Below are 23595 nucleotides of genomic sequence, written 5' to 3' on the forward strand. Positions count from 1 at the left end.
TGTGGATAACCCGCGTTGGCCCGTCAACAAAACTGCCCGCCGCGGGCGCGCGACGGGCAGTTATTCACAGGTTGAAAATTAGTACTTGGCGCCGTGTCCCTCGCCGACGGAATCGTAGAGCTTTTTCATAATCGGATAGGCCACGATGATGCCAACCGAGCCCCACGCAATGCCCTCGAGGGAAACCCCGCCCACGGTGAGGGTCAGGTTGCCGATGCCCGCGATCAGCGCCACCGCGGCCGCAGTCAGGTTGACCGGGTTATTGAAATTAACCTTATTATCCATCCAGATGCGCACACCCAGCATGCCGATGAGTCCATACAGCACGATGCAGGCGCCGCCGAGAACGCCGGTAGGGATGGTAAAGATCAGCGCACCAAACTTCGGCACGAAGGCCAAAAGGATAGCGGTAAAGGCTGCTACCCAGTAGGCGGCGGTGGAATACACACGCGTTGCGGCCATCACGCCGATATTTTCGGCGTAGGTCGTGGTACCGGAGCCACCGAAGCCGCCGGCAAGGGTGGACGCGAGGCCATCGGCAATCAGGGCGTCACCGGCCAGGTCATCGAGATCGCGCTTTGTCATCTCGGAGACGGCCTTGACGTGGCCGACGTTTTCCGCGATGAGAACTACCAGCACGGGAAGCGCCACGGCAATGGCGGAGACGTTGAAAGAAGGCGCGTGGAATTCCGGCAGGCCCACCCACGGGGCGGCATCGATGGCCGCCACGGCGTCATCGCCGAGGTTGCCGGTCAGCGCCGCGAAGACCCAGCCGACGACCACTCCGAGCAGGATGGACAGGCGCGAGACCATGCCGCGGCCGGCGACGGTGGCCAGCAGGATAACGAGTAGCGTCACGGCGGCCACGAGCGGCTGGGAGGCGAAGTTCTCGGCCGCATTCGGCGCCAAGTTGAGCCCGATGAGGGCCACAATCGAACCGGTCACCGCCGGCGGCATGACGGCGTCCAGGACGCGGCGGCCGGCGATTTTGACTGCCACACCCACCGCGGCCAAGACGAGGCCGGTGACCAAAATGGATCCCGCTTGCGCGGCGATGCCGTACTGCTGCGAAGCAGATAGCGGTGCGATGAACGCGAAAGAGGAGCCGAGATAGGACGGTAAGCGATTGCGCGTGATAAGCAGGAACAAAATTGTGCCGAGACCGGAAAAGAGCAGCGTCGTATTGACGGGGAATCCGGTCAAGGTGGGAACCAAAAGCGTAGCGCCGAACATGGCCACCACGTGCTGCATTCCGATGCCGATGGTTCGGCCCCAGCTGAGTCGTTCTTCCGGCGCTACGACCGCGCCCGGTGCAATCCTTTTACCGTCTCCGTGGACGGTCCAACCTTTTAAGCTCACGAGCCTTAATTATGGATCACCCGGGCTAGTTTTAGGAAACTTCCTCCACGATGAATTCGGCGAGTTCGCGGGCGGTGGGTGCGGGAAGGCGGACGTCGACAAGCGTGCCATCGGCCGTGTACTCCTCGTGGCGCACCGTGCCCTCGGCGTGGACGCGAGCCACCACATCGCCGCGGGTGAAGGGAACCTGCAGCTTGACGTGGCTATCGCGGGCGTTGAGAAAGAGTTCTACGCGCGCGGTAAGCTCGTCGATTCCCTCGCCCGTTCGCGCGGATACGTAGACGACGTCCTCGTGGTCGAGTACGTGACGCAGCTCGGCGAGCACCAGCGGATCGGCCTGGTCGATTTTATTAATAACGATGATCTCGGGCGGGGCCTGCTCGCCGGTTTCGGACACAATGTCATAGATGACCTGGTTGACCGCCTCAATCTGCTTGAGCGGGAATGGGTCAGAGCCATCGACCACGTGCAGCATAATATCGGCGGCCAGTACCTCTTCCAGGGTGGATTTGAAGGCCTCGACCAGCTGCGTGGGCAGGTGGCGGACAAACCCGACGGTGTCGGTGAAGACGACCTGGCGGCCGTCGGCAAGCGTGGCACGGCGAGTGGTAGGGTCCAACGTGGCAAAGAGTGCGTCCTCCACCAACACGCCGGCGCCGGTCATGGCGTTGATGAGCGAGGACTTTCCAGCATTGGTGTAGCCGGCAATAGCTATCTGCGCGATGGTTGAGCGCTGGCGCTTGGAACGCTTGACCTCACGGGCGGTCTTCATAGCGCGCAGCTCCCTGCGCAACCGAGCCATCTCCGTGCGGATGCGACGGCGATCCGTCTCGATCTTGGTCTCACCGGGACCACGCAGGCCCACGCCGCCGTTGGAGCCGGCGCGGCCGCCCGCCTGGCGCGAAAGATTGCCGCCCCAACCACGGGTATGGGTGTAGAGGTATTCCAGCTGCGCCAAGGATACCTGTGCCTTGCCCTCTTTGGACTTGGCGTGCTGGGCAAAAATGTCAAGGATGAGCATCGTGCGGTCAATGACCTTGGTGTTAAGCGCGCGCTCGAGAGCGGTGAGCTGGCCGGGGTTGAGCTCACCATCGCATACCACGGTATCGGCGCCGGTGGCCTCGACGATATCGCGCAATTCCTTGACCTTGCCAGAGCCAATGAAGGTGCCGGGATCAGGCTTATCACGTTTTTGGTAGATCATCTCTACTACTTCGGCGCCGGCAGTCTCGGTCAGCGCCGCAAGCTCGTCCATGGTGGCTTCGACTTCGGCCACGGTGCCTTCGGTCCACACGCCAACCAAGATGACGCGCTCGAGGCGCAGCTTACGGTACTCCACCTCATAGCCATCGGTGGTGTCTTCGGCGCGGATGGTGGTCTCACGGGTAACGCGGCGGAAGGCGTTGCGCTCTGCCAGGTCAAGGTCACCGGTGGTGGGCGTCGCCTCTGGTGCGGCCGGGGCGTCATTATCGCGGAACGCGCGGGCAAGGAGATCGTCGTTATTGTGCTGGGAAAATTCGGTCATACTACCTTTCATTTTGGCATGTTGCGGCTGAAAGCGGGAATTGCGGATTCTTAGCTGGCTGCGCAAGGAGATACAATGGCGGGCATGAACGTTAAGGACACTGGGGTGAAGCAGAATACCGAAATGCAGGCCATCGGCCTCAATTTCGAACGTTGGCAGGATGCCGTCGAGGCCGCTATCGCTAGCGATCGCTTGGCCGTTACCGGCGAGGTACGCGGTGGTCAGCTGATTCAGTTCACCGATCCATCGGGCGCGCAGCTCAATATCCTCGCGGTGGAACCTTTTGCTACTTTCATTGGCTTCAATGCCGTTACGCAGGGGTTCGCCCACGTGGAGATGGTCAACGATGTCCTCGCCCTGCTGGAGATTATCGATCCTTTCGGCACCACCATCGCCCAGGCCACCGCGAACTTGGCGCAGGGGCCTTTGCTTGCCGACGAACCCTTGCAGCAATGGCAGCAAATCTCCCTCACCGCCATGGGCCTTGATGTCCGCACCTACGAGTCTGCCGCTGCCTATGAGGCGGCCGAGGGCGAGTTCCCGGCGCTCTTTGAGTCCGCGGGAGCGAAGGTTATCTCCTCCGGCTCTGGCGCGGAGGTTCCTACCCCAGCCGCTACCTTTGCGGCCCGCGTCATGGAATCCGAGTGGCGTACCAATGAGCTAACCGGCGAGAAATTCGCCCACCTCGTCATGGATGGCCTTTTCCCCTTTGATCTCTGCCTACCTGCGGGGGGCGACGAGCTACCGGCCAAGGACTCTATCGTGGCCGGCACCGCCCTGCTGACGGCTTCTATTGAAATGCCCAGCGGTGGCTGCGGCGACGGCGCTGGCTGCGGTTGTGGCTCTGGTGGCTGCGGCTGCGGCGGCCACTAAAAACTGACGCAAGGGTCTGGTGGAATAGCTGTGTGGATGCCTTTTCCGGAAAATGCGAGAAACCGGCGGATGCTGGTTCTCGCGCTGATCCTGGTCGGATCAGTGGCGGTTGTGGCAACCCTAAAACTTCCCGGGGTTTTCATCGCGGCACTACTTATCGCGGCGGCACTGCTTATGCTCCACGCACGACCGGATGCCTCGGAGCAGGCGGCGCTGCGCAGCTCTATTCGGCTCTCTGCCGAAGATATTGAGGACGTCTTGGCGGAGTACGAAGACTTCCGGTCCTCCGAGGCGGCCGAGAAGATCGCGGACCGCACGCTCTACCGGCCGGCGCTTTTAGATCTGGATTGCTCCGACCCCACCATCGAAGCCTTCCACTATGAAATTTCGGGCGCCCGACGGTTCCTGCGCCGGTTGAACCTGCGCGTCAACGCGGAAGAGGTCAGCACCAACGAGCTGGAATCCTTGCTGAAGGTGACCGATGGACGGGCTCGCGAGCTCAAGGAAACATGGCTATCGGCCCGCCGCGCCGCTTTTGCGCTCGGGCCGAAGTATGAAAAGAACGAAGTAAAAAATCGCGCCCTGCGCCGCCAAGCCCTCGAAGAGCAAGCATTCGAGAAAGAGGAAGGCGAAGGGCGCAGCGCCTAAGTACTCACCGCGCGCGTCGGGCCCGACGCAGTCTAAAGGGAGGTCTCGCCGGTGGCGACGATGGCGGACGGGCCGGTCAGGCGCGAGCCACCCTCGTAGATGTCCACCGTCACTTCCCCGCCGGGGACGTGTACGTGCACGGTGCCGTGAGGGGTGGTGGTGTGGTCAACGGCGGCGTCGGCAAGCGCGGCGGTCGCGGCCGCCACGGTGCCGGTGCCGCAGGAGCGGGTCTCTCCTACCCCGCGCTCAAAGACGCGCATATGCACGTGGCCATCGCGCAGCGGGGTCACGACCTCAACATTCACGCCGGCGGGGAAGAAAGAATCATCAATGACGGGCTGCTCGAAAGTCTTGGCTGCAAGGCCCTCGGCATCCAGCCCCGGCACCACGGCCGCGAGGTGGGGGTTGCCCATGTCAACGCCTAGACCCGCGTAGCTCTCCCCGGCCATAGACGCGGTAGATACACCCGTTACTTCGGCCGGTCCCATCTCCACGGTGACCTCAGCCGCATGCTCATCACACGAGTGCACCGTCACGCGCTTGGCCCCGGCGCGGGTACCGATGGTGAACTCGTCTTCTTCCGCGAGGCCGCGCGAGCGCAGCCAGTGGGCGAAAACGCGGGTGCCATTGCCGCACATTTCGGCCACGGAACCGTCGGCGTTGCGGTAATCCATGAACCAGTCACTGGACGCGATGCCCTCGGGCAGCGACTCGATTTCCCCGGCCGCGAGCAAGGCCTCGGCGCGCACGACGCGCAGCACACCATCGCCGCCGATACCGGCGCGGCGATCACACAGCGCCACTACGCGCTCGGGGGAAAGCGGCGTGGCGGCCGCGTGGTCCTCGACGATGACAAAGTCGTTCTCAGTTCCATGACCCTTGGCAAATTTCATGCTCCCTACCCTAGCGCGCGCAGCGCCTGGGCGGTCGTATCGCCCGCGGCATCCAGCCACATGATCCGCTTATCGCGGTTGAACCAGGAACGTTGGCGGCGCACGTAGCGCCGTGTCCCGGTAATTGTGCGCTCGACGGCCTCATCCCACGTAAGTTCGCCGCGCTGGGCTTGGAATACCTGCGCATACCCTATGGCGCGCCCGGCCGTGGAATCGGCCACCAAGCCTTGGGATTGGAGGCGCTCGACTTCCTCGATGAGCCCGCGATCAAACATCTGGCGCGTGCGTAGCTCGATGCTCGGATTAAGCCAATCTGCGGTAGTGCGCAGGCCAAGCAAACGGGTGCCCCACCGCGGCGGAGCGTCCTTCGGCGGTTGGCTAGCCTTATAAGGTTTACCGGTCAGTTCGATGACCTCCAAGGCGCGCACTGTGCGACGTGGGTCCTTATCTTCAATGATGGCGGCTGCGGCCGGATCCACCTGCGCTAGCTCCTCGTGCAGGGCATCGGTACCGATTTCTACGCGCCGGGCCTCATACTTGGCGCGGACAGCGGGGTCGGTGGGTGGGAACTGCCAGTCGTCGACAAGCGCTTGGGCATAAAGCATGGAGCCGCCGACCAGGATTGGCGTCTTGCCGCGGGCCATGATGCCTTCCACGTCCGCGATGGCATCGCGCTGGTAGCGGGCCACAGAAGCGGTCTCGGTCACATGCCACACATCGAGCTGGTGGTGCGGGATTCCCTCGCGCTCGGCCGAGGTGAGCTTGGCGGTGCCAATGTCCATACCGCGGTAGAGCTGCATCGAATCGACGTTGACCACCTCGCCGTCTAGTTCATGCGCAAGTGCGAGCCCCAGTGCGGATTTGCCAGACGCGGTAGGTCCAAACACTGCAATTGGGCGCATTAGACCTCCCACCCTGCAACGTAGCGGCCAACACCCAGGGTGGCGTCGGTGGCCAGCAACCGCGCCTTCTTTGGTTGTAGTCCTGCTAACTCCTCCCACAGCGCGGGCTCTACCACACCGCGCTGGGACAGCCACTCGCCTGCCTTGCTTGCCGACGCCCCCATTAGCACCTCCTCGCACCACTCGTGCGCTTCCTGGGCACCGGGAACGAGCGCCAAGGGGGCGCGCTCGGTCAGACCCGCGCTGCCATCTACCACAACGATAGTGAGCGCCGCCGGATCCGGCTGGCCGATGCGCTCCCGGCTAGCGCGGGCATTAAGCTGTGGCACGCTGTGCAGCACGTACCGGGCCATGATCTCCGGAAGAAAGTTGCCGCCGCCTAGGTCCGTGGCCGCGCCCCAGGCCCGTAAGCTACCGGTATGGGCGGTATACCAGCGCTTATCTTGGCTGCCGACGATATCTACTTCCGCTATTCCGGCGGCCGCAGCCTCCACTGCGAGCGTACGGGCAGCGGCAAGTAGTGCGCGGGAGGCGGCGTCATGAGCGGAAAGCTCCACGGCCAACGCCGGTGACGCTGGCATTACCATGAGATTGAACATTATTCCTCCATACTATCTACCCAAGTGGAGGTAATTAAATAGAATCTGGGCACGCGCGGGATATTCGCGGTAATGTATCGAGTGATTTTATTCGGCAGCCGTGACGCGCGGCGATCTATGCATAGGAGGGCTTGTCATGTCTCCCATCCCTACCCCAGGTTCCATGCCCAAGAAGGGCCCTCGCCCCACCGCAAAGCCTGTTCCCGTGCAGGCACCAAGCAAGAATGACCCTGCCAAATGGGGCCGCGTCGACGCGGATGGTTCCGTCTTCGTTTCCGCTCCGGAGGGCGAGCGCAAGATTGGCGAATGGCAGGCCGGCACTCCCGAGGAGGGGCTACAGCACTATGGCGCGCGCTACGACGATCTCTCCACCGAAATTGAATTGCTCGAGGCCCGCCTGCGCGCCAACCCCAGTGAGGCCGCTGGCATCAAGAAGACCGCAGCGCAATTACGCGAAACCCTGCCTACCGCTGCGGTTATCGGTGATATCGCGGCCCTTGACCGCCGCCTTGTTGCCGTCATTGAGCACTCGGTAGAAGCCGGCGAGCAGGCGCAGGCCGATAAGGAGCGTCGCCGCGAGGAAGCTATTGCTGCCAAGGAGAAGCTGGCGGCGGAAACAGAAGAGATCGCCGAAAACTCCACCGAGTGGAAGGCCGCTGGAGACCGCATCCGCGCGATCTTGGAGGAGTGGAAGCAGATTAAGGGCATTGATCGCAAGACCGACGATGCCCTGTGGAAGCGCTACTCCCGCGCCCGCGACTCCTTCAACCGCCGTCGAGGCTCCCACTTTGCCGAGCTGGACCGCGCCCGTGCGGTTGCCCGCAAGAAGAAGGAAGAACTCGTCGAGCGTGCCGAGGCCATCCAGGATTCCACCGAGTGGGGCCCCACCGCCCGCGCCTATCGCGATTTGATGACCGAGTGGAAGGCCGCCGGCCGCGCCCCGCGCGACGTGGACGATAAGCTTTGGGCCCGCTTCCGCGCCGCCCAGGACAAGTTCTTCAATGCCCGCAATGCCGTCAATGACGAGCGAGACCGTGAGTTTGCAGAAAATGCCAAGGCCAAGGACGCCTTGATTGCGGAATACGACGGCCAGATCGACCCGTCCAAGAGCATCGAAGGTGCGAAGGCCAAGCTGCGCGAGCTGCAGGAAAAATGGGAAGAGGTAGGCTTCGTTCCCCGCAAGCAAGTGCGCGAGTACGAGTCCAAGATTGAAGCGCTGGAGCAGCGCGTCACCGAGGCAGAAAAATCCGAGTGGCGCCGCACCGACCCAGAGGCGCAAGCACGCGTGGCGCAGTTCCAAGCTAAGGTCGATGAGTTTAACTCTCAGGCCGAGGCAGCTGAGGCCAAGGGCAATGCGAAAAAGGCCGCTGATCTGCGTGCACAGGCCGAGCAGTGGCAGGCTTTTGCCGACGCCGCCGCTAATGCCGTCAACGATAAGTAGTGCACCTCGTCCACATTGCGCGGCCGCACTCGCCTACCGCTCACGCCCGGCCCAGCGAACCTGCGGACTGCATTCGCAGCTTCGTCTTTTGGGCCAACTTGGCGGCCCAAGAAGCAAGTGGCGATGCCGCGGCATCGACGTCGCCGGGCCGCGTGGTCCAGCGTCTGCAAGGTTCTAGCGAATCACAGACCCATCTTTTTGCCGTAGTGGACGGCGACTCCACCCTTGGTGAGGTTTCTGAGCTAGGACTGCCGCAGATTCCCGCAATAGAACCCAGCCCGGAGCTGGATTACCTCGGGTTCATCCACATTAGCCTGCCGCTTTTAGAAGAGCGCGAGGCAGCAGAGATTGAATGCGTGCTGTGCGATTTGCCCCTCCCTGGCGAACAGCTCGATGAGAAGGGACGCCAAGTAGCCGAGTGGATGGGGGCGAAGGCACTGGAGTTGGCCCGGAAACTCGGCCGCACCGTAGCGCACGTGGGACTATTGCACCCGCCGGGCGCGGACCCAGACTACGACGCTATGGGAAGCATCTACCGCCATCTGGGATTTACGCAAAGGCATGCGGAGCACCAGCTGGTAATGGACATCCCCGAAAGCCCTGTCGCAGCACTGCTCCCGGCAGGGATCACCGCCCGAGTCTGGCCAGATTACGACATCCCTGAGGGCTATCTCGACGAGGTCATGCGGCTGCTTAGCCTAGCGTCCACAGATGCGGAAACTGGTGATCTGACGGTGGAGCCCATCGTGTGGACGCGTGCTCGATTGCGCGAAGCGCACAGCCGCCTGCGTTCTCGTCGCGGGCACACGCTTCTTATCGCACTCACCGCCGAGGACGGGAGCATACTCGCGCTGACTGAGATGGCGCGTCACGAGGACGCGAATCCTGAGGTATGTGAGTGGACCCTGACTGTGACCGATCGCCCCCACCGCCGCCGCGGACTTGCGCAGCTGGCCAAGCTCACAGCGCTGCATGAGGTGGCAAGCTATTGGCCGCGAGTGCGACGCTGCTATTGTTCCGTTGCGGCCAAGGATGCGGCCATGAATGCTATTTACCGCAGCCTAGGCGCCCGGGAACTCTCCCGCTCTTCTGCGTGGGAGTTGCGGCTGCGGGACTAGTGGCGGTAGGCCTACTGCTCGCCGCGCTGGGCGCGGTGGCGTTCGGCGGCTTGCTTGCGGCGATTGTCCTCCAGTGGCTCCTGCTGCGGTGCCGCATCAATCCTAGATTGGAATTCGCCCACCTCATCGAGCTGTCCGGCGGTGGCGCGCACGCGAGCTTCGGCGGCCTTCTGCTCTGGGCTGCGGCGCAGCGCCACCATGCTATAGGCCAGAAATGCTAGGAAAGTAGCCAGCATTCCCACCCACATTCCCAGCGACGCCCCGTCGGCGGTAGAACCACGGAGCCAAAAGCCCCATAGGTTGGCAAAAAAGGACACCGTCACCAGCATCCATGCAACCAGCCCAGGCGTGGCACGGCGGGTGAACAGTGTCACCGGAGTAAGAATGCCCAACCCAATGAGCGCGAGCCACGCAGAGACGGTTTCCACGATGGAAATCCTGACACCACTTGACGTGGTGCCGAACGTCAATGCCTCCCAGCCGTGGGCTGGACCGGCGTAGGGCAAAATCAGGTAGAGGAGATAGGCCACCACTGCAATGCACAGCGTGACTTTGTGACCGCCGAGGTCCATTGTTTGTGCTGCTCTACGCTCAGCGTTAGCTGCATTATGGGCTACGGTGGTCGAATGTTCCTCAGTCATGGCTCCCTAGCCTACTCCCCTGCTAGCAACCGCAGGAATCGCCAGATTCGGCCGCTGCGGGCTTGCCAATCGACGGCAATCCCAGACCGACGCCGATGGGTGTGGTGGTAGGCGTTTCGCCGGCAGCAGACATGTCCCCGGCCTTAGTACGGGTGTGGGAGGTAACGGCGGCGTCGGCAAGCAAGAAGAAGGAGCCCGCACCGGTGACCTGGGTATGCACCACATCGCCAGGGCGAATCTCCGCCGAAATATCCGTGCCATCCGAATCAACCGGGGTGAAATGCACTAGGCGGCCATCGCGCGCACGGCCGGTCATGCGGTGGGTTTCATCGTTTTTGCGGCCGCCTTCGGCCTGCACCAAAAGCTCCACATCCGTGCCGATGAGCTTCTTGTTTTCCTCGGCCTGGATGCTATCTTGCAGGGCAACGAGACGCTCGAAACGATCCTGGACGACTTCTTTGGGAATCTGATCCTCCATTTCCGCAGCCGGGGTTCCCGGACGCGGCGAATACTGGAAGGTAAAGGCCGAGGCAAAGCGAGCGCGGCGCACAAGCTCCATGGTGTCTTGGAAGTCTTCCTCGGTCTCGCCTGGGAAGCCCACGATGATATCGGTCGTGATTGCGGCGTGCGGAATTTTCTCCCGTACCTCGTCCAAAATCCGCAGGAACTTCTTAGTACGGTAGGAACGACGCATGTCCTTAAGGATCTTGTCGGAGCCAGATTGCAGCGGCATATGCAACTGCGGGCACACAGCTGGGGTCTCGGCCATGGCATCGATGACGTCGGAAGTAAACTCCGCCGGGTGCGGAGAGGTAAAGCGCAGGCGTTCAAGGCCTTCGATCTTGCCGACCTCGCGCAGCAGCTTAGAAAAGGCGAAACGGTCGCGTGGCATATCGGGATCGGCGAAATTGACGCCATAAGCATTGACGTTTTGTCCCAGCAGGGTGACCTCGGATACGCCCTGGTCTACTAGGGCTTTGACCTCGGCCAGGATATCGCCGGGCCGACGGTCCTCTTCCTTGCCGCGCAAGGAAGGAACAATGCAGAAGGTGCAGGTGTTATTGCAGCCTACAGAAACAGAAACCCAGCCGGCATAGGCAGACTCACGCTTGGCTGGCAAGACCGACGGAAAAGCCTCGAGGGAATCAACGATTTCCACCTGGGCTTCATCGTTGTGTCGGGCGCGCTCCAACAGCGTCGGCAGGGCCGCCATATTGTGAGTGCCAAAGACAGCATCAACCCACGGGGCATTATCTAGGACGGTGTCCTTGTCTTTCTGCGCCAAGCAACCACCCACGGCAATTTGCATGCCGGGATGATTTTCCTTTGTCTTCTTCAAGGCACCCAAGGTGCCGTAGAGCCGCTTATCGGCGTTTTCGCGCACGGCGCAGGTATTAAAGACGATGAGATCTGGCTCCACGCCTTCGCCGGCGGCCGCGTAGCCGGCCTCCTCCAAGAGGCCAGAGATGCGCTCTGAATCGTGCACATTCATCTGGCAGCCGAAAGTTCGGACTTCATAAGTACGGTTATCTGCGATTGTCTGCTCCACGTCGGCATAGTTTAGCCATGAAGCTAGGCATCTCATAACTGTCGGACTTGGTCACTCAGGCGCTACCCTACCTTGGCCGTATCAGTCCTCTGCGCGCAGTTCCGCGCACCGCGCGTCAAGCGCTGCGATTGCGATCTGCAATGACATTCCTTCATTGAAGCCGCGGCGTGCCAGCACACCCACGATGCGGCGTAGGGCCTTGTCGCGCTCCTTGCGATCCGGCGGGACGGTCTTAATGGAGCGAGCCTTCTTTTCCGCAAGGGCCTGTGCCATGGCCTGTTCATCGGCAGGGTCAATTTGCTCGAGGGCCTCAGCACGGTCGGCCTCGCTTACGCCCTTTTCCCGCAATTCCCTGTTGAGAACCGAGCTGGACTTGCCGCGCCGCTTATGCCGTTGGCGCACCCACTCGTGTGCAAAAGCGGCGTCATTCACCAGCCCTGCGTGGGCTAAATCATCTAGCACGTCCTCAACGACATCTGGCTCAAACTCGGCCTTTACTAGACGATCATAGAGCTCTTTCCGGGACCTAGAACGCTGATCCAAAAGGCCCAGCGCCCGAGCGCGGACCTTGGCCTTAGCTTCCTCTGCCTCTCGATCAAAAAGCCCACCCCCAGCTGCTCCATTCTCATATGCCTCGAGGGCCTGGCGGAGTTGGGCGAGCTTTTCGGGGGCGGGCTGATTCATGATGCAGATTCAAATGGTAGGCGGGGTGTGTGGATACGGGTTAGACCATCCTAGTCGTCGTCAAAATCGACGTTTGGAACGAGATCGACGGACTCATCGGTCAATGGGTCATCGGCACCAGGAACGTCCATCGCGGCGCCCTCTTCGCCTTCGGCCGCGGCCTCGCCGATACCGAGCTTCTGGAAAATCTTCTGCTCGATTTCATTGGCTAGATCCGGGTTATCCTTCAGGAAATTACGCGCCTTCTCCTTACCCTGGCCCAGCTGGTCGCCTTCGTAGGTAAACCAGGAGCCGGACTTGCGGATGAAGCCGTTTTCGACGCCAAGGTCGATGATGGACGACTCGCGAGAGATGCCTTCGCCATACATGATGTCGAACTCGGCAATCTTAAATGGCGGTGAGACCTTGTTTTTTACTACCTTGAGCTTGGTGCGGTTACCGATGGCATCCTGGCCATCTTTTAAGGTTTGGATGCGGCGGATATCGCAGCGCACGGAAGAGTAGAACTTGAGCGCCTTGCCACCGGTGGTGGTCTCTGGCGAGCCGAACATCACGCCAATCTTTTCGCGCAGCTGGTTAATGAAGATAGCGGTGGTACCGGAGTTGTACAGGGCACCGGTCATCTTGCGCAGCGCCTGCGACATCAGGCGGGCTTGGAGGCCGACGTGACTATCACCCATCTCACCTTCAATTTCCGCCTTCGGGGTAAGGGCAGCCACAGAGTCAACGACAATGATGTCAATTGCGCCAGAGCGTACCAGCATATCGGCGATCTCCAAGGCCTGTTCGCCGGTATCTGGCTGGGAAACCAAAAGGTTATCGGTATCCACGCCAAGCAGGCGAGCATACTGCGGGTCGAGCGCGTGCTCGGCGTCAATAAACGCGGCAATGCCGCCGTCCTTTTGTGCAGATGCAATGGCGTGCAGCGCAACAGTGGTCTTACCAGAAGACTCCGGGCCATAGATTTCTACGATGCGCCCGCGCGGGAAACCACCAATACCCAGAGCAACATCGATTGCGGTATTACCGGAAGAAATGGCCTTAATCGGTGGACGGTTGTCATCACCCAGGCGCATCACAGCGCCTTTGCCGTAATCCTTCTCAATCATGGCCATTGCGGCATCGAGGGCCTTTTGGCGGTCATCTCCCTTAGAGGCGGCAGAAGAAGACTTCTTTTTGGTTGCCATTAACTTTCATCCTTATCTTTAACGACGATGTACTAACGCATTATTAGACTGCCGTGGAACTCAAACGGTTCCCTCCGTCAACGCCATCCCACTGTAGACGACTGCATCGACACCTCCGCCATATTACATACATCTGTTCGAATTTTGAAAGTGAACACGCCAGTCCGCCAAATTCAACGACGCTATAAAGTTGGGTAATCGACTCCCAACCTGCGCTCCTTCGGTACATCAAAGTCATCGCACAGGCTCAGCCAGACGCGACGCGGATCGACGCCGCGTTCGATAAGCTCATCGGGCGTTGCCCCGAGGTCGGGCAAGACATGGGAGTGGCTAATCCACTTTCCCTTAGACTCGCCAAATTCGTCCACAATGAGCTGGTGATACTCGGTCAATCGCATGCGCGCCATCCTACTCAGCACCAAAGCACGGGCGCCAGCGGACCAGAAAGCGTCGATTGGGAGCCCACCGCAATGGCCCTACCTCACAATTATCAGCCTCGAATGAACACCGTTCAAAACCCTCAATTGTCTGCAGTTTTCGTGCAATGCTAACCTCTTGAACATGAAAAAGAACTCTCTGGCAACCACCATTGCCTATGTTGCTGTGTTTACCGCTCTCGTCATCGTCCTTGCCTTCGTGTCCATCCCCATCGGTTCAGCCGGCGTGCCCATCGTGTTGCAAAACGCAGCGCTGATCCTCGCCGGCCTTATTTTGGGTAGCAAGCGCGGCGGTTACGTGGGATTCCTCTTTTTGTTCCTGGGCCTTGCCCTCCCAGTTTTAGCAGGTGGCGGTACCACACTGCGTGCCTTGGCAGGCCCAACCGCGGGCTACATCATCGGCTATGTTCTCTCGCCAGCGGTTGCAGGTGCAATTGCCTACCGCTCCCCTAAAAACAAGGGTGGCATGGCGGTCATACTTGCCATTGCTGCCATTGTCGGCCTCGCCGTCCAATACATCTGCGGCGCCTTTGGTCTCATGATCCGCTCTGGCTTGGAAATTGGCCCAGCCTTCGCAGCCCAATTGCCCTTCATCCCCGTCGATGCCGGAAAGCTTGTCGTTGCCGTCATCATCGCTCTCGGTGTTCACACGGCCTTCCCCGATCTAATGGGACGAAAGGCCGCCTAGTGCCCACGATCGAATTTACCTCGGTCTCGGTGGCTTTTGATGACACCGTGGTGCTCGAGGACATCAACCTCACCCTCACCGAACAACGCATTGGCATCATCGGCCAGAATGGTGGCGGGAAATCCACCTTGACCAGGCTCATTAATGGGTTGGGCGAGCCTAGTGAAGGTACGGTGACGGTAGACCAGATGGACGTCGCCAAGCAGGGCAAAAAGGTGCGCGAAAAGGTGGGGTTTGTCTTTTCGGATGCCGAAAACCAGATTGTCATGCCCAATGTGCGCGATGACGTCGCCTTTTCGCTCCGCCGCTTTAAGCTGCCGAAACACGAGCGCCTCGCCCGCGTGGATGCTGCCCTCGAGCGCTTCGGACTCGCCGAATTTGCTGAGCGCTCACCGCATACGCTCTCCGGCGGACAAAAGCAGCTCCTCGCGCTGGCAGCGGTCATGGTCATCGACCCGATTCTCATCATCGCTGATGAGCCCACTACCCTGCTGGATCTGCGCAACCGCGATCGAATCAAAAGAGAATTCGCGCGATTAGAACAGCAACTAATTGTGGTGACGCACGATCTGGACTTTCTGCGCGATTTTGATCGGATCATTTGCATCGATGACCACCGCATCGCCGCGGATGGCCGGCCGGCGGAGGTCATAGATTTTTACCAAGACCTCATGGCCCAGCGGCCACTGTAGGGAGAATTCTCATGCAACGACGCACGAATCTCCCACTTTCCGTCTATGTTGATGGCACCGGTTTTGTTCATCGCATCAAACCTAGTTGGAAGATCGCATTCCTCTTAGTCTTTATCCTGGTCACCAGCATCTTTTTCAAGTCCATTCCGTGGGCAGCAGGCGGCGTCATTTTCGTCGTCTTTCTCTATGCTTGCGCTCAGATTCCGCTGGGCATTGCGTGGAGTCAAATCTGGCCGCCTCTCTTTTTCCTAGTCCCCTTGGCAGGCTTTCAATGGTGGGCAAAGGACTTCGACTATGCGGCGGTGATGTTCCTCAATGTCTTCGCCGCTATGATGGCTGCCTTCTTGCTCACGCTGACCTCCACGGTAGATGAAATCATGGAGTCACTGGAAGAGTCGCTGCAGCCCTTAAAGCGACTAGGAATACCGGTAGAAAACATCAGCTTGGCTATGTCACTGACTATTCGGCTCATCCCGCTGATGTTTGAAACCGTCTATGAAGTCCTCGATGCCCGCAAAGCGCGCGGTGCCGGGATGTCCCCGCTGGCGTTTGGCACCCCCGTTATTATTCGCTCCATCCGGCGAGCGCGCGCGATGGGGGAAGCGTTGCAGGCCCGCGGCGTCGGCGACTAGCAGCATAAGTTATCGCCTCCCTTGCACCACCACATGATGGCCAAGAGAGGCGATAACGTTTTAAAAGACAGCGAGGGTTTTACTCCCCACGCAACTCACGCAGACGGGCCTGTACAGCATCGTTGTTGGCACTGCCTGGCTGGGCAGCGCTGTCGGCAGCAGAGCCAGAAGCTTTATTGCCCTCAATGGCCTGAGCCTTATTGCCTTCCACGGACTTAGAAGAGTTCATTTCACTGCGGATCTGCTCCAAGCGGGAATGACCGGCCATCTGTATGCCCGCCTGCTGAACCTCGGCCATGCGGTTTTCCACAGAGTTCTCAGCAAGCTCAGCCTGGCCTAGCGCCTTGGAGTAACGGCGCTCAATCTTATCGCGCACAGCATCCAGAGACGGCGTATTGCCATTGGCAGTCAGCTCGTTCATGGAGTTCAAAGACTCAGAGACCTTTTCCTGCATCTTTGCCTGCTCCAGCTGGGAAAGCAGCTTGGAGCGCTCATTGACCTTTTCGCGCAGCGCGGCGTTATTACGCTGAACCGCTTTCTTGGCCTTTTCTGCCTGCTGCAGCGCCTGGTCGTGCAGCTTCTTGGTATCCTCCACGGACTCCTCAGCCGTAACCAGCTGGGCGGCGAAGGCCTCTGCTGCGTTCTCGTACTCCACGGCCTTATTCTCATCGCCCTTGGCACGGGCCTGATCAGCCAATTCCAGAGCCTGGCGAGCATTGCCCTGCAGTTTTTCTACCTCTGCCAAACGGCGGTTAAGCTGCATTTCCAGCTGCCGCTGGTTACCAATCACGGCGGCCGCCTGCTGAGACAGCTCCTGATGCTGACGCTGAGCATCCTCAATAGCCTGCTCGATCTGCACTTTCGGATCGGCGTTTTCCTCGATCTTATTATCGAAGAGTGCCATCAGGTACTTCCAGCCCTTAACAAATGGGTTCGCCATGGTGTGCTTCACACCTTTCTAGGTTAAAAATGTGCTTAATGTTCTGCTGTTTATACTAGCGAAGCGCTGTTTCCACCGCTTGCACTCCCCGCGGTCGCGGGCGCTTGCCGACGCCCCCTTTAACCACCACAACCGACCCTCCTCGCGAGAGAATAGGCCGGCTGTTGACGTATACCGCTGTGGGCTAAAGCTCTGATGCGGCAGGTGCCGTATGGGCTAGCTCCTCATCCATGGAGGGCAGGGCCATGTAACCGGCTGCTTCAATCAATACGTCAGAGACCGAGCAATCCAGCGCGTGGCACACAGACGCAAGGAGCTCAGAGGAGACCTCCTTGCGACCGCGTTCGAGCTCTGAAAGGTAACCCGGCGATACGCGGGCCACTCCGGCCAATTCGCGTAGGGTCACTCCTTTGTCCGCGCGGAAGGCGCGCAGCGTCAACCCAAGAGCCTCACGCAAAAGCGGCTCAGGGGTACGAGCAGTGGCGGGCGCCGCTGGTGCAGTAGCGCTGTTTACCGAGTGTTCGAGGACTGCAGTAGAAGTGTTCATCACTATGGTCAACGCTCCTTGTCTCGCTATTGTTCCCGCAGTGCCGGATTTTCTTCCACAGTTGCGCGCAATAGACGCAAGGCGGCTGCGACCGTGGCCTCTCTAATTTCGTTGCGCTCCTTGCCCAATCCGGATAGCAGCTGGGAGAAAGCGACTCTGTCAGGAGAATAGATGCCGATATATACGGTGCCCGCCGGCTTGCCTTCTTGTAGGTCTGGTCCTGCCACTCCGGTAAGGCCTATCCCCCAGTCCGCAGCGGTTTCTGCCACTGCCGCGCGGGCCATTGCAAGGGCGGTCTCCCCAGAAACCACTCCGGCTGCTTCGATATCGGCTACCGGTTGGTGCAAAAAGTGGGATTTCACCTCGGTGGCATATGTTATAAGCCCTCCGCGCAATACAGCCGAGGCTCCAGGGACAGAAGCCACCGTGGCGCTGGCCAACCCAGCAGTAAGTGACTCGCAAAAGGACAAAGTCTCGCCGCGCTCGGTGAGCTCGGATACGAGGCGGGCCGCCATGGTGCTCATGAACTACCTAGCTATTCTGCTTCTTGCCGTCGATGAGGTACTGCACGCCGGTAACTACGGTCACCACTGCGGCCAAGAGCATCACTAGGAAGGTAGGAACGTTCATCCACTCTGGCAACGGCCACAGATACAGCCCGACTGCCAAGGATTGCAATACAGTCTTCAGTTTGCCGCCCTTCGAAGCAGGTACCACCTTGCCGCGGCGCAACAACACCATACGCCAGATGGTGATACCAAACTCACGGATGAGAATGACCACAGTAATCCACACTGGTAGTACCCCAATGATGTTGAGGCATACCAGTGCGGTAGTCATAAGCGCTTTATCTGCGATGGGATCAGCAATCTTGCCAAAATTGGTGATAAGGCCACGGGCACGTGCGATGTCCCCGTCGAGCTTATCTGTGAGCATTAAGGCGGCGAATAGGCCAAAAGCCCACCATTCATGGCCGGCAATAACTAGCCATGCGAAAACCGGAATGAAAAGAATGCGCAGGCTGGTGAGAAGATTTGGCAGGTTCCAATTGGATACCTGTGGATTCACATCCGAGGATTGCGCTGACTGTGTTCCGGGTTGATTCACGTTATACATACTACCTGTTAGCACCAAGCACCTGCGCTTGGATGCCCCTGCATTTTAAAATGCGAAGCATGAAGTATTTTGCTGTTAGCTACGACTACAACCCCAATAATCCTGAGATTGCTAAGGCTCGCCCCGCGCACCGCGAGTTTACCGCGCAACTTTTTGAGGAGGGCACCATCATTGCCACAGGCCCCTTGACGGATTCCAAGGGCGGCGCACTCATCATCGTGGGGCTTGCCGACGGCGCCGTGGTCGCCGACGCCATCGCCCTCATGGACAACGACCCCTTCTACCAGGCGGGCTGCATCACCGGCCGCAGCTTCCGCGAGTGGAATCCCGTAAACGCCCGCTTCTAGTGTGGTAGCTCTTCCTTGGGCAGGTCTTTGGCCTTGCCCAAGAATTCGCCCCTCTTGTTCCGGACGATCTTATTGCCTTCCTCGTCCCAGTCGAAGTGATTGTGCGATACCGGCACTCCGCCTTGGTTCTCATCGCGTTTGTTCTTAATAATCGAGGCGATAACCGTAATAACCAAGACACCCACAATCACGATAAGTGAGGTGATGGTGGAAAATTCTGGGATCGACTCCACGTTCTCGCCGCCGTTTACAAACGGCAAGTTATTCTCATGCAGCGCATGGAACATGAGCTTTACACCGATGAAGCCCAAGATGATGCCCAAACCATAGGGCAGGTACACCAAACGATCCAGTAGGCCATCCAGCAGGAAGTACATCTGGCGCAATCCCATGAGGGAGAAAGCATTCGTGGTAAAGACCAAGAACGCTTCTGAGGTAATGCCGTAAATGGCTGGGATGGAGTCGAAGGCAAACATCACGTCGATAAGGCCAATGGACACCAACGCAATAAATAGCGGGGTGAACGCAAATTTCCGCTTGCCCGAGGAATCTTCCACGCGGTGCGTGAGCTTATCGCCGTGGTAGCGCGGGGTGACGTGGACTACCTTGCGGATCAGCTTGATGATGGCCATGTCATTGGGATCGGTTTCGGGGGCATCCCGAATCTCATCGACGATGAGCTTGATCGCTGTGTAGATGAGAAATATCGCGAACAGGTAGAAGATATCGGACCATGCCGCGATGACCGCAGCACCCAAAAGGATAAACACCAGGCGGCATGCCAAGGCAATAACGATACCGATGAGCAATACTTTTTGCTGGTACTTACGCGGGATCTTGAAGGCACCCATGATAAGCGCGAAAACAAAGAGGTTATCTACGGATAGCGCTTTCTCTGTCACGTAACCCGTGAGGTATTGGATGCCGTGCTCGTGGTCCCATATGGCCCACACGCCGGCACCAAAAAGTAAAGCGAGGCCGACATAGAATAGGGTCCAGAACCCGGATTCCTTCAGCGTCGGCTCGTGCGGGGTGCGTACGTGGGAGTAGAAATCAAAAACAAAGAATCCAAGAATGACGACGATGGAAATCGCCCAGATCCACAATGGCACATGCATTGGTACATCCCTCCGGTCGAAGATACAACAAAGTGACCGGAGGTCTCCCCCGCCCGGCTAGATAGCTGCAGCCGGGCCGGCACGACCGGGAGCGAAAAGCTTCCGTGCTGACGATCAATGCCGAAGGATGGGGTACTCCCCTCCAGGACCCGTCCAACTCTACACGATCTTAGAAGGCGCCTGTCGAAGGGTTATACGTTGCCTGGACGGTACGGGTGTCCTCGGCATCGCCCTGCGGGGAAGAATCGGGGCGTGGAGAAGAGTCGGCATCGGAAGTAGCGGCGGCATCATCCTGCTCCTGCTGTTGCATCTCCTCCTGAATTTCCTTCGGCGCCTCGGCAGGATCAGCGCCCTTGATCATCCAGATGATGGTATCCAGCTCTTCTGGCTTTACCAGTACCTCACGGGCCTTGGAGCCTTCTGATGGACCGACGACGCCTCGGGATTCCATGAGGTCCATGAGGCGACCGGCCTTGGCAAAGCCGATACGGAGCTTGCGCTGCAGCATCGAGGTCGAGCCCAACTGGGCGGTGACCACCAGCTCCACGGCTTCGAGGAGATCGTCCATGTCCTTGCCAATCTCCTCATCGATTTCCTGCTTGGCCTCGGATTGCTTCTCTTCAGTCACGCCCTCGGTGTAGTTCGGCGCGGCCTGCGACTTGGCGGCATCGACAACCGCCATGACTTCATCATCCGAGACGAATGCGCCCTGCATACGCACAGGACGCTTGCCCTGCGGAATGAAGAGGCCATCGCCCATACCAATGAGCTTTTCCGCGCCACCCTGGTCCAAGATAACGCGAGAGTCCGTCAGTGAGGACGTCGCGAAGGCCAAGCGTGAAGGCACATTGGTCTTAATCAGACCGGTCACCACGTCAACGGACGGGCGCTGGGTTGCCAGCACCAAGTGAATTCCGGCGGCACGCGCCTTCTGGGTGATGCGGACGATGGAGTCCTCAATCTCCTTTGGCGCAGTCATCATCAGGTCCGCCAACTCGTCAACGACACAGACGATGTACGGGTACGGGCGTACCTCGCGCTCGGAGCCTGCCGGTGCCTGGTATTCGCCGGAGACCACCTTGCGGTTATAGTCCTCAATCTTGCGCACGCGAGCAGCCTTCATATCCATGTAGCGCTGCTCCATCTCCTCCACCAGCCACTGCAGGGCTGCTGCGGCCTTCTTCGGCTGGGTAATGATGGGCGTGATCAAGTGCGGAATGCCCTCGTACGGGGTAAGTTCCACCATCTTCGGGTCCACCAGGATGAGGCGAACCTGCTCAGGGGTAGCTCGGGTTAGCAGCGAGACCAACATGGAGTTGACGAAAGCGGACTTACCGGAACCGGTAGCACCGGCGACCAGCAAGTGCGGCATCTTTTGTACCGAGAACGAGGTGTATTCGCCTTCGATGTCCTTGCCCAAACCGATGAGCATGGGATCCGGTGAGCTGGTCATGCTCGGCGCATCAAGCACCTCGCGCAGGTGCACCATCTCGCGGTCCGGGTTCGGGACCTCAATGCCGACGGCCGACTTGCCGGGGATGGGCGTAAGCAAACGTAGATTATCCGTGGCCACGGCGTAGGCCAGATTGGACTGCAGGTTCGTAATCTTCGATACCTTGACGCCCGGTCCCAGCTCGATTTCATAACGGGTAACTGTTGGGCCACGGCTAAAGCCGGTTACTTGGGCATCGACCTTAAACTCTTCGAAGACATCGGTGATGGCCTCAATGATGCGGTCATTAATCTCCGTGCGCTCCTTTGCTGGAGTACCCGGGGTCAGCAGGTCCGTGGTGGGAACCGCGTAATTCTCATTGCCAAACTGCGCGGACGGCGCAGGAGCTGCAGAAGTACCCGTTTCCCCTGCGGCCTCGGCCGCAGGCTCGGTGGAGTCCACCTGTGCACCGGTCGTAGCGTCACGTCCGGAGCGCTCGCGGAAGAGTTGGCGGGCCTTCTCGTGCGCGGACGATACTGCATCAGCGCCTCCTTCCACCACAGATCCAGCAGCGCCTGCAGCTGCACCGCCTGCTGCAGCGCCAGCGGCACCGGCAGCACCCGTAGCAGCAGTCTTTGCTGCGCCACTGGCAGCTCCCGCAGCACCCGCGGCGCCCGCAGCCGCACCAGCGGCCGAGCCAATGGCGGTACCGGCGGCGGTGCCAGCATCAGCACCCGCTGACGTAGCCGAGCGAGTGGAAGGAGAAGTGGGACGTTGACGAATAGTGCCCAACACTCGGGTCGGTTCCGGGTCCCCGGAAGCCGGTTGTTGCGGCGACGACGCAGCGGCGTCGTCTACCACCGGGATCTCATCGGTATCGCCGATGTCACGAGAGACCGGCTTCTCAGCCGCGTTAGACACGGACTGGAACCCGCCTCGGGTTGGTGCACTAAAGGCGCGGGTGGCATGTTCCTCCTCTGCTGCAGCAGGGGAATCCACCGGATAAGAAGAACCACGCGGGGCGGGGTCTTCAGTGGGGCGTCGGAAAGCGCGCAGGCTTCCACCACGCTCAGAGGAACGACGCTTGGCCACAGGTCGTGCTGGGCGCTCGCTGCGCTCGCGTCCTTCCGCGATGTCATCAATATCGCCAGTCACGTGGCCGTAGAGGTCATCGCCCTCTTCGTCGTAATAATCTTCGTCCGCGCCGCCAAAGCGGGAGAAGGCCACAGCAATGGCATCAGCCACCAACTCATAGGCCTCGCGGATAGTAATGCCGGTGACCAATAGGGCGCCGTAGATAATGACGAGAAAAAGCAACGGCACAGCGACGAAAGAGGTGAAGGCCGTCTCCAGAAGGCCGCCGATGGCGTAGCCGATAACACCGCCGGCACCACCGGCGCTGTCCGGGATAAAGCCGAGCTCAGGGGTACCAGCAAAGATATGGATCAAGCTGAGCATGGCAAGGACGATAATGCTAATACCGCCCACAATGCGCGGCTTAAAGTGTCCCGCTGGACCAGAGATGTCCATCATCAAGGCAATGGCCAAGACCACTAGTGCAACCGGCAGCACCCAGGCGCCTGCACCAATGACATAGCGAACGATATTGCCCACCCAAGCGCCTACCTGGCCGGCAACGCCAAACCAGACGGTAGCCGCAAGCACGATGGCAATGCCGATCAAAACGAGTGCCACCGCATCAGGATTTTTCACCTGAATACCGCGTGATTCTTCCTCGCTTACTTCCCTGGTAGAAAGCTCTTCTTCCGCAGCTACATCGCGCGCCCGAGTAACCTTGTTTTTCTTCTTTTTCTCCCCGCGTGCAGAAATTTCTCCCGGCTCCCTCGTCGTCTCGTACTCCTCGGTGTCATATATGTCTTCGCTGGGCTTGAGCCCGGCCACGCCATGGCTTACGCCCCGCGCCATATTTCCCATGCCGCGGGCCGTGGCACCAAAAGCAACACCCAAGCCCTTGCCGACGGCCCGGAACGCACTGCCCGTACGCTCCTGCGAGGTCGCCGCCGCGCGCCGATGCGAAGACGTCATAGCCAGGTTTTCCGGCATGCCAGCACCGGACCTGCTGCGGCCCGACGGCCGTGAACGATTCGACTTTCGGCGCGTTCCGCGCGAAGAGGCATTTTTGACAGACATGCCTCTACTTTAACCGGGCCACCCCATAAATAACATTAGCCACACGCGTTTCTTTAACTCCTAGACCTCAATCTAT

The 23595-nt window shown here is 59.7% G+C and carries 24 protein-coding genes; 8 read left to right on the forward strand and 16 right to left on the reverse strand.

The annotated features are described in order from the left end of the window. Positions 1–78: 78 nt before the first annotated feature. Positions 79–1359: a uracil-xanthine permease family protein gene (locus tag QP934_RS03890; protein WP_419126853.1), complete on the reverse strand. Its 1281-nt coding sequence runs from the start codon at positions 1357–1359 to the stop codon at positions 79–81. Between the two features lie 31 nt (positions 1360–1390). Next, positions 1391–2884, reverse strand: a complete 1494-nt coding sequence (gene hflX, locus QP934_RS03895) for a GTPase HflX (RefSeq protein WP_225746839.1) — start codon at positions 2882–2884, stop codon at positions 1391–1393. A 75-nt stretch (positions 2885–2959) separates the two neighbouring features. Between hflX and QP934_RS03900 the strand changes: the two genes are divergently transcribed. Together QP934_RS03900 and QP934_RS03905 are read left to right on the forward strand one after the other, a co-directional pair. Then, a complete protein-coding gene (locus QP934_RS03900; RefSeq protein WP_225746838.1) occupies positions 2960–3757 on the forward strand; it encodes a hypothetical protein in 798 nt (265 codons plus the stop codon). A 36-nt stretch (positions 3758–3793) separates the two neighbouring features. Then, positions 3794–4405, forward strand: coding sequence for a hypothetical protein (locus QP934_RS03905; RefSeq protein WP_419126854.1), 612 nt, complete (start codon positions 3794–3796; stop codon positions 4403–4405). 32 nt (positions 4406–4437) lie between these two features. Here QP934_RS03905 and dapF read toward each other — a convergent pair whose 3' ends face one another. From dapF to QP934_RS03920, 3 genes are read right to left on the reverse strand one after another with little or no spacing between them, the layout of a single operon-like run. Further along, a complete protein-coding gene (dapF, locus tag QP934_RS03910) occupies positions 4438–5298 on the reverse strand; it encodes a diaminopimelate epimerase (protein ID WP_419126855.1) in 861 nt (286 codons plus the stop codon). Positions 5299–5303: 5 nt separating this feature from the next. Next, on the reverse strand, positions 5304–6200 hold the full coding sequence (gene miaA, locus QP934_RS03915) for a tRNA (adenosine(37)-N6)-dimethylallyltransferase MiaA (RefSeq protein WP_419126856.1): 897 nt from the start codon (positions 6198–6200) through the stop codon (positions 5304–5306). Further along, the gene (locus QP934_RS03920; RefSeq protein ID WP_419126857.1) at positions 6200–6799 is read right to left on the reverse strand and encodes a hypothetical protein; all 600 of its coding nucleotides are present in this window, start codon (positions 6797–6799) and stop codon (positions 6200–6202) included. Before QP934_RS03920 ends, miaA begins: the two co-directional genes overlap by 1 nt. A 136-nt stretch (positions 6800–6935) precedes the next feature. Here QP934_RS03920 and QP934_RS03925 point away from each other — a divergent pair, with 136 nt between their 5' ends. Further along, on the forward strand, positions 6936–8240 hold the full coding sequence (locus tag QP934_RS03925; RefSeq protein ID WP_419126858.1) for a DUF349 domain-containing protein: 1305 nt from the start codon (positions 6936–6938) through the stop codon (positions 8238–8240). Next, the gene (locus QP934_RS03930; protein ID WP_419126859.1) at positions 8240–9358 is read left to right on the forward strand and encodes a GNAT family N-acetyltransferase; all 1119 of its coding nucleotides are present in this window, start codon (positions 8240–8242) and stop codon (positions 9356–9358) included. The genes QP934_RS03925 and QP934_RS03930 overlap by 1 nt, the downstream gene beginning before the upstream one ends. A gap of 11 nt (positions 9359–9369) precedes the next feature. On the opposite strand, the gene QP934_RS03935 is transcribed toward QP934_RS03930, so the two are convergent. The 5 genes from QP934_RS03935 to QP934_RS03955 form a co-directional block, all read right to left on the reverse strand. Beyond that, on the reverse strand, positions 9370–9999 hold the full coding sequence (locus tag QP934_RS03935) for a hypothetical protein (protein WP_337887403.1): 630 nt from the start codon (positions 9997–9999) through the stop codon (positions 9370–9372). A gap of 22 nt (positions 10000–10021) precedes the next feature. Continuing rightward, positions 10022–11584: a tRNA (N6-isopentenyl adenosine(37)-C2)-methylthiotransferase MiaB gene (miaB, locus tag QP934_RS03940; RefSeq protein ID WP_419126860.1), complete on the reverse strand. Its 1563-nt coding sequence runs from the start codon at positions 11582–11584 to the stop codon at positions 10022–10024. 45 nt (positions 11585–11629) lie between these two features. Continuing rightward, positions 11630–12232, reverse strand: coding sequence for a recombination regulator RecX (gene recX / locus QP934_RS03945; protein ID WP_337887402.1), 603 nt, complete (start codon positions 12230–12232; stop codon positions 11630–11632). Positions 12233–12282: 50 nt separating this feature from the next. Continuing rightward, positions 12283–13419 carry a recombinase RecA gene (gene recA, locus QP934_RS03950; protein ID WP_005328639.1) on the reverse strand — a complete coding sequence of 379 codons (1137 nt, stop codon included), beginning with the start codon at positions 13417–13419 and terminating at the stop codon, positions 12283–12285. Positions 13420–13601: 182 nt separating this feature from the next. Beyond that, positions 13602–13817: a DUF3046 domain-containing protein gene (locus QP934_RS03955; protein WP_005325117.1), complete on the reverse strand. Its 216-nt coding sequence runs from the start codon at positions 13815–13817 to the stop codon at positions 13602–13604. Between the two features lie 163 nt (positions 13818–13980). On the opposite strand from QP934_RS03955, the gene QP934_RS03960 reads away from it, so the two are divergent. Genes QP934_RS03960 through QP934_RS03970 form a run of 3 tightly spaced genes read left to right on the forward strand, consistent with a single transcriptional unit; the run spans position 13981 to position 15868 of the window. Next, positions 13981–14544: a biotin transporter BioY gene (locus QP934_RS03960; protein WP_419126861.1), complete on the forward strand. Its 564-nt coding sequence runs from the start codon at positions 13981–13983 to the stop codon at positions 14542–14544. Then, entirely contained in the window at positions 14544–15236 is a 693-nt protein-coding gene (locus tag QP934_RS03965; RefSeq protein ID WP_419126862.1) for an energy-coupling factor ABC transporter ATP-binding protein, read from the forward strand. The genes QP934_RS03960 and QP934_RS03965 overlap by 1 nt, the downstream gene beginning before the upstream one ends. An 11-nt stretch (positions 15237–15247) precedes the next feature. After that, positions 15248–15868: an energy-coupling factor transporter transmembrane component T family protein gene (locus tag QP934_RS03970; RefSeq protein ID WP_419126863.1), complete on the forward strand. Its 621-nt coding sequence runs from the start codon at positions 15248–15250 to the stop codon at positions 15866–15868. Positions 15869–15947: 79 nt separating this feature from the next. Here the strand turns inward: QP934_RS03970 and QP934_RS03975 are convergent, their stop codons facing one another. From QP934_RS03975 to pgsA, 4 genes are all read right to left on the reverse strand, one after another. Next, positions 15948–16808, reverse strand: a complete 861-nt coding sequence (locus tag QP934_RS03975) for a PspA/IM30 family protein (protein WP_337887398.1) — start codon at positions 16806–16808, stop codon at positions 15948–15950. Positions 16809–16992: 184 nt separating this feature from the next. Then, complete coding sequence (locus QP934_RS03980; protein WP_049377430.1) at positions 16993–17355, reverse strand: helix-turn-helix domain-containing protein; 363 nt, start codon at positions 17353–17355, stop codon at positions 16993–16995. Between the two features lie 26 nt (positions 17356–17381). Further along, the gene (locus tag QP934_RS03985; RefSeq protein WP_340418808.1) at positions 17382–17879 is read right to left on the reverse strand and encodes a nicotinamide-nucleotide amidohydrolase family protein; all 498 of its coding nucleotides are present in this window, start codon (positions 17877–17879) and stop codon (positions 17382–17384) included. A 7-nt stretch (positions 17880–17886) separates the two neighbouring features. Then, positions 17887–18471: a CDP-diacylglycerol--glycerol-3-phosphate 3-phosphatidyltransferase gene (pgsA, locus tag QP934_RS03990; RefSeq protein ID WP_198493212.1), complete on the reverse strand. Its 585-nt coding sequence runs from the start codon at positions 18469–18471 to the stop codon at positions 17887–17889. A 59-nt stretch (positions 18472–18530) separates the two neighbouring features. Here pgsA and QP934_RS03995 point away from each other — a divergent pair, with 59 nt between their 5' ends. Beyond that, positions 18531–18818 (forward strand): YciI family protein, encoded by a 288-nt coding sequence (locus QP934_RS03995; RefSeq protein WP_337887396.1) that lies wholly within the window; start codon positions 18531–18533, stop codon positions 18816–18818. Here QP934_RS03995 and QP934_RS04000 read toward each other — a convergent pair. Next, positions 18815–19936, reverse strand: a complete 1122-nt coding sequence (locus QP934_RS04000; RefSeq protein WP_337887395.1) for a TerC family protein — start codon at positions 19934–19936, stop codon at positions 18815–18817. The genes QP934_RS03995 and QP934_RS04000 overlap by 4 nt on opposite strands. A gap of 169 nt (positions 19937–20105) precedes the next feature. Next, on the reverse strand, positions 20106–23432 hold the full coding sequence (locus QP934_RS04005) for a DNA translocase FtsK 4TM domain-containing protein (RefSeq protein ID WP_419126883.1): 3327 nt from the start codon (positions 23430–23432) through the stop codon (positions 20106–20108). Between the last annotated feature and the right edge of the window lie 163 nt (positions 23433–23595).

Source organism: Corynebacterium sp. MSK122, assembly GCF_030229435.2.
GTDB lineage: Bacteria > Actinomycetota > Actinomycetes > Mycobacteriales > Mycobacteriaceae > Corynebacterium > Corynebacterium marquesiae.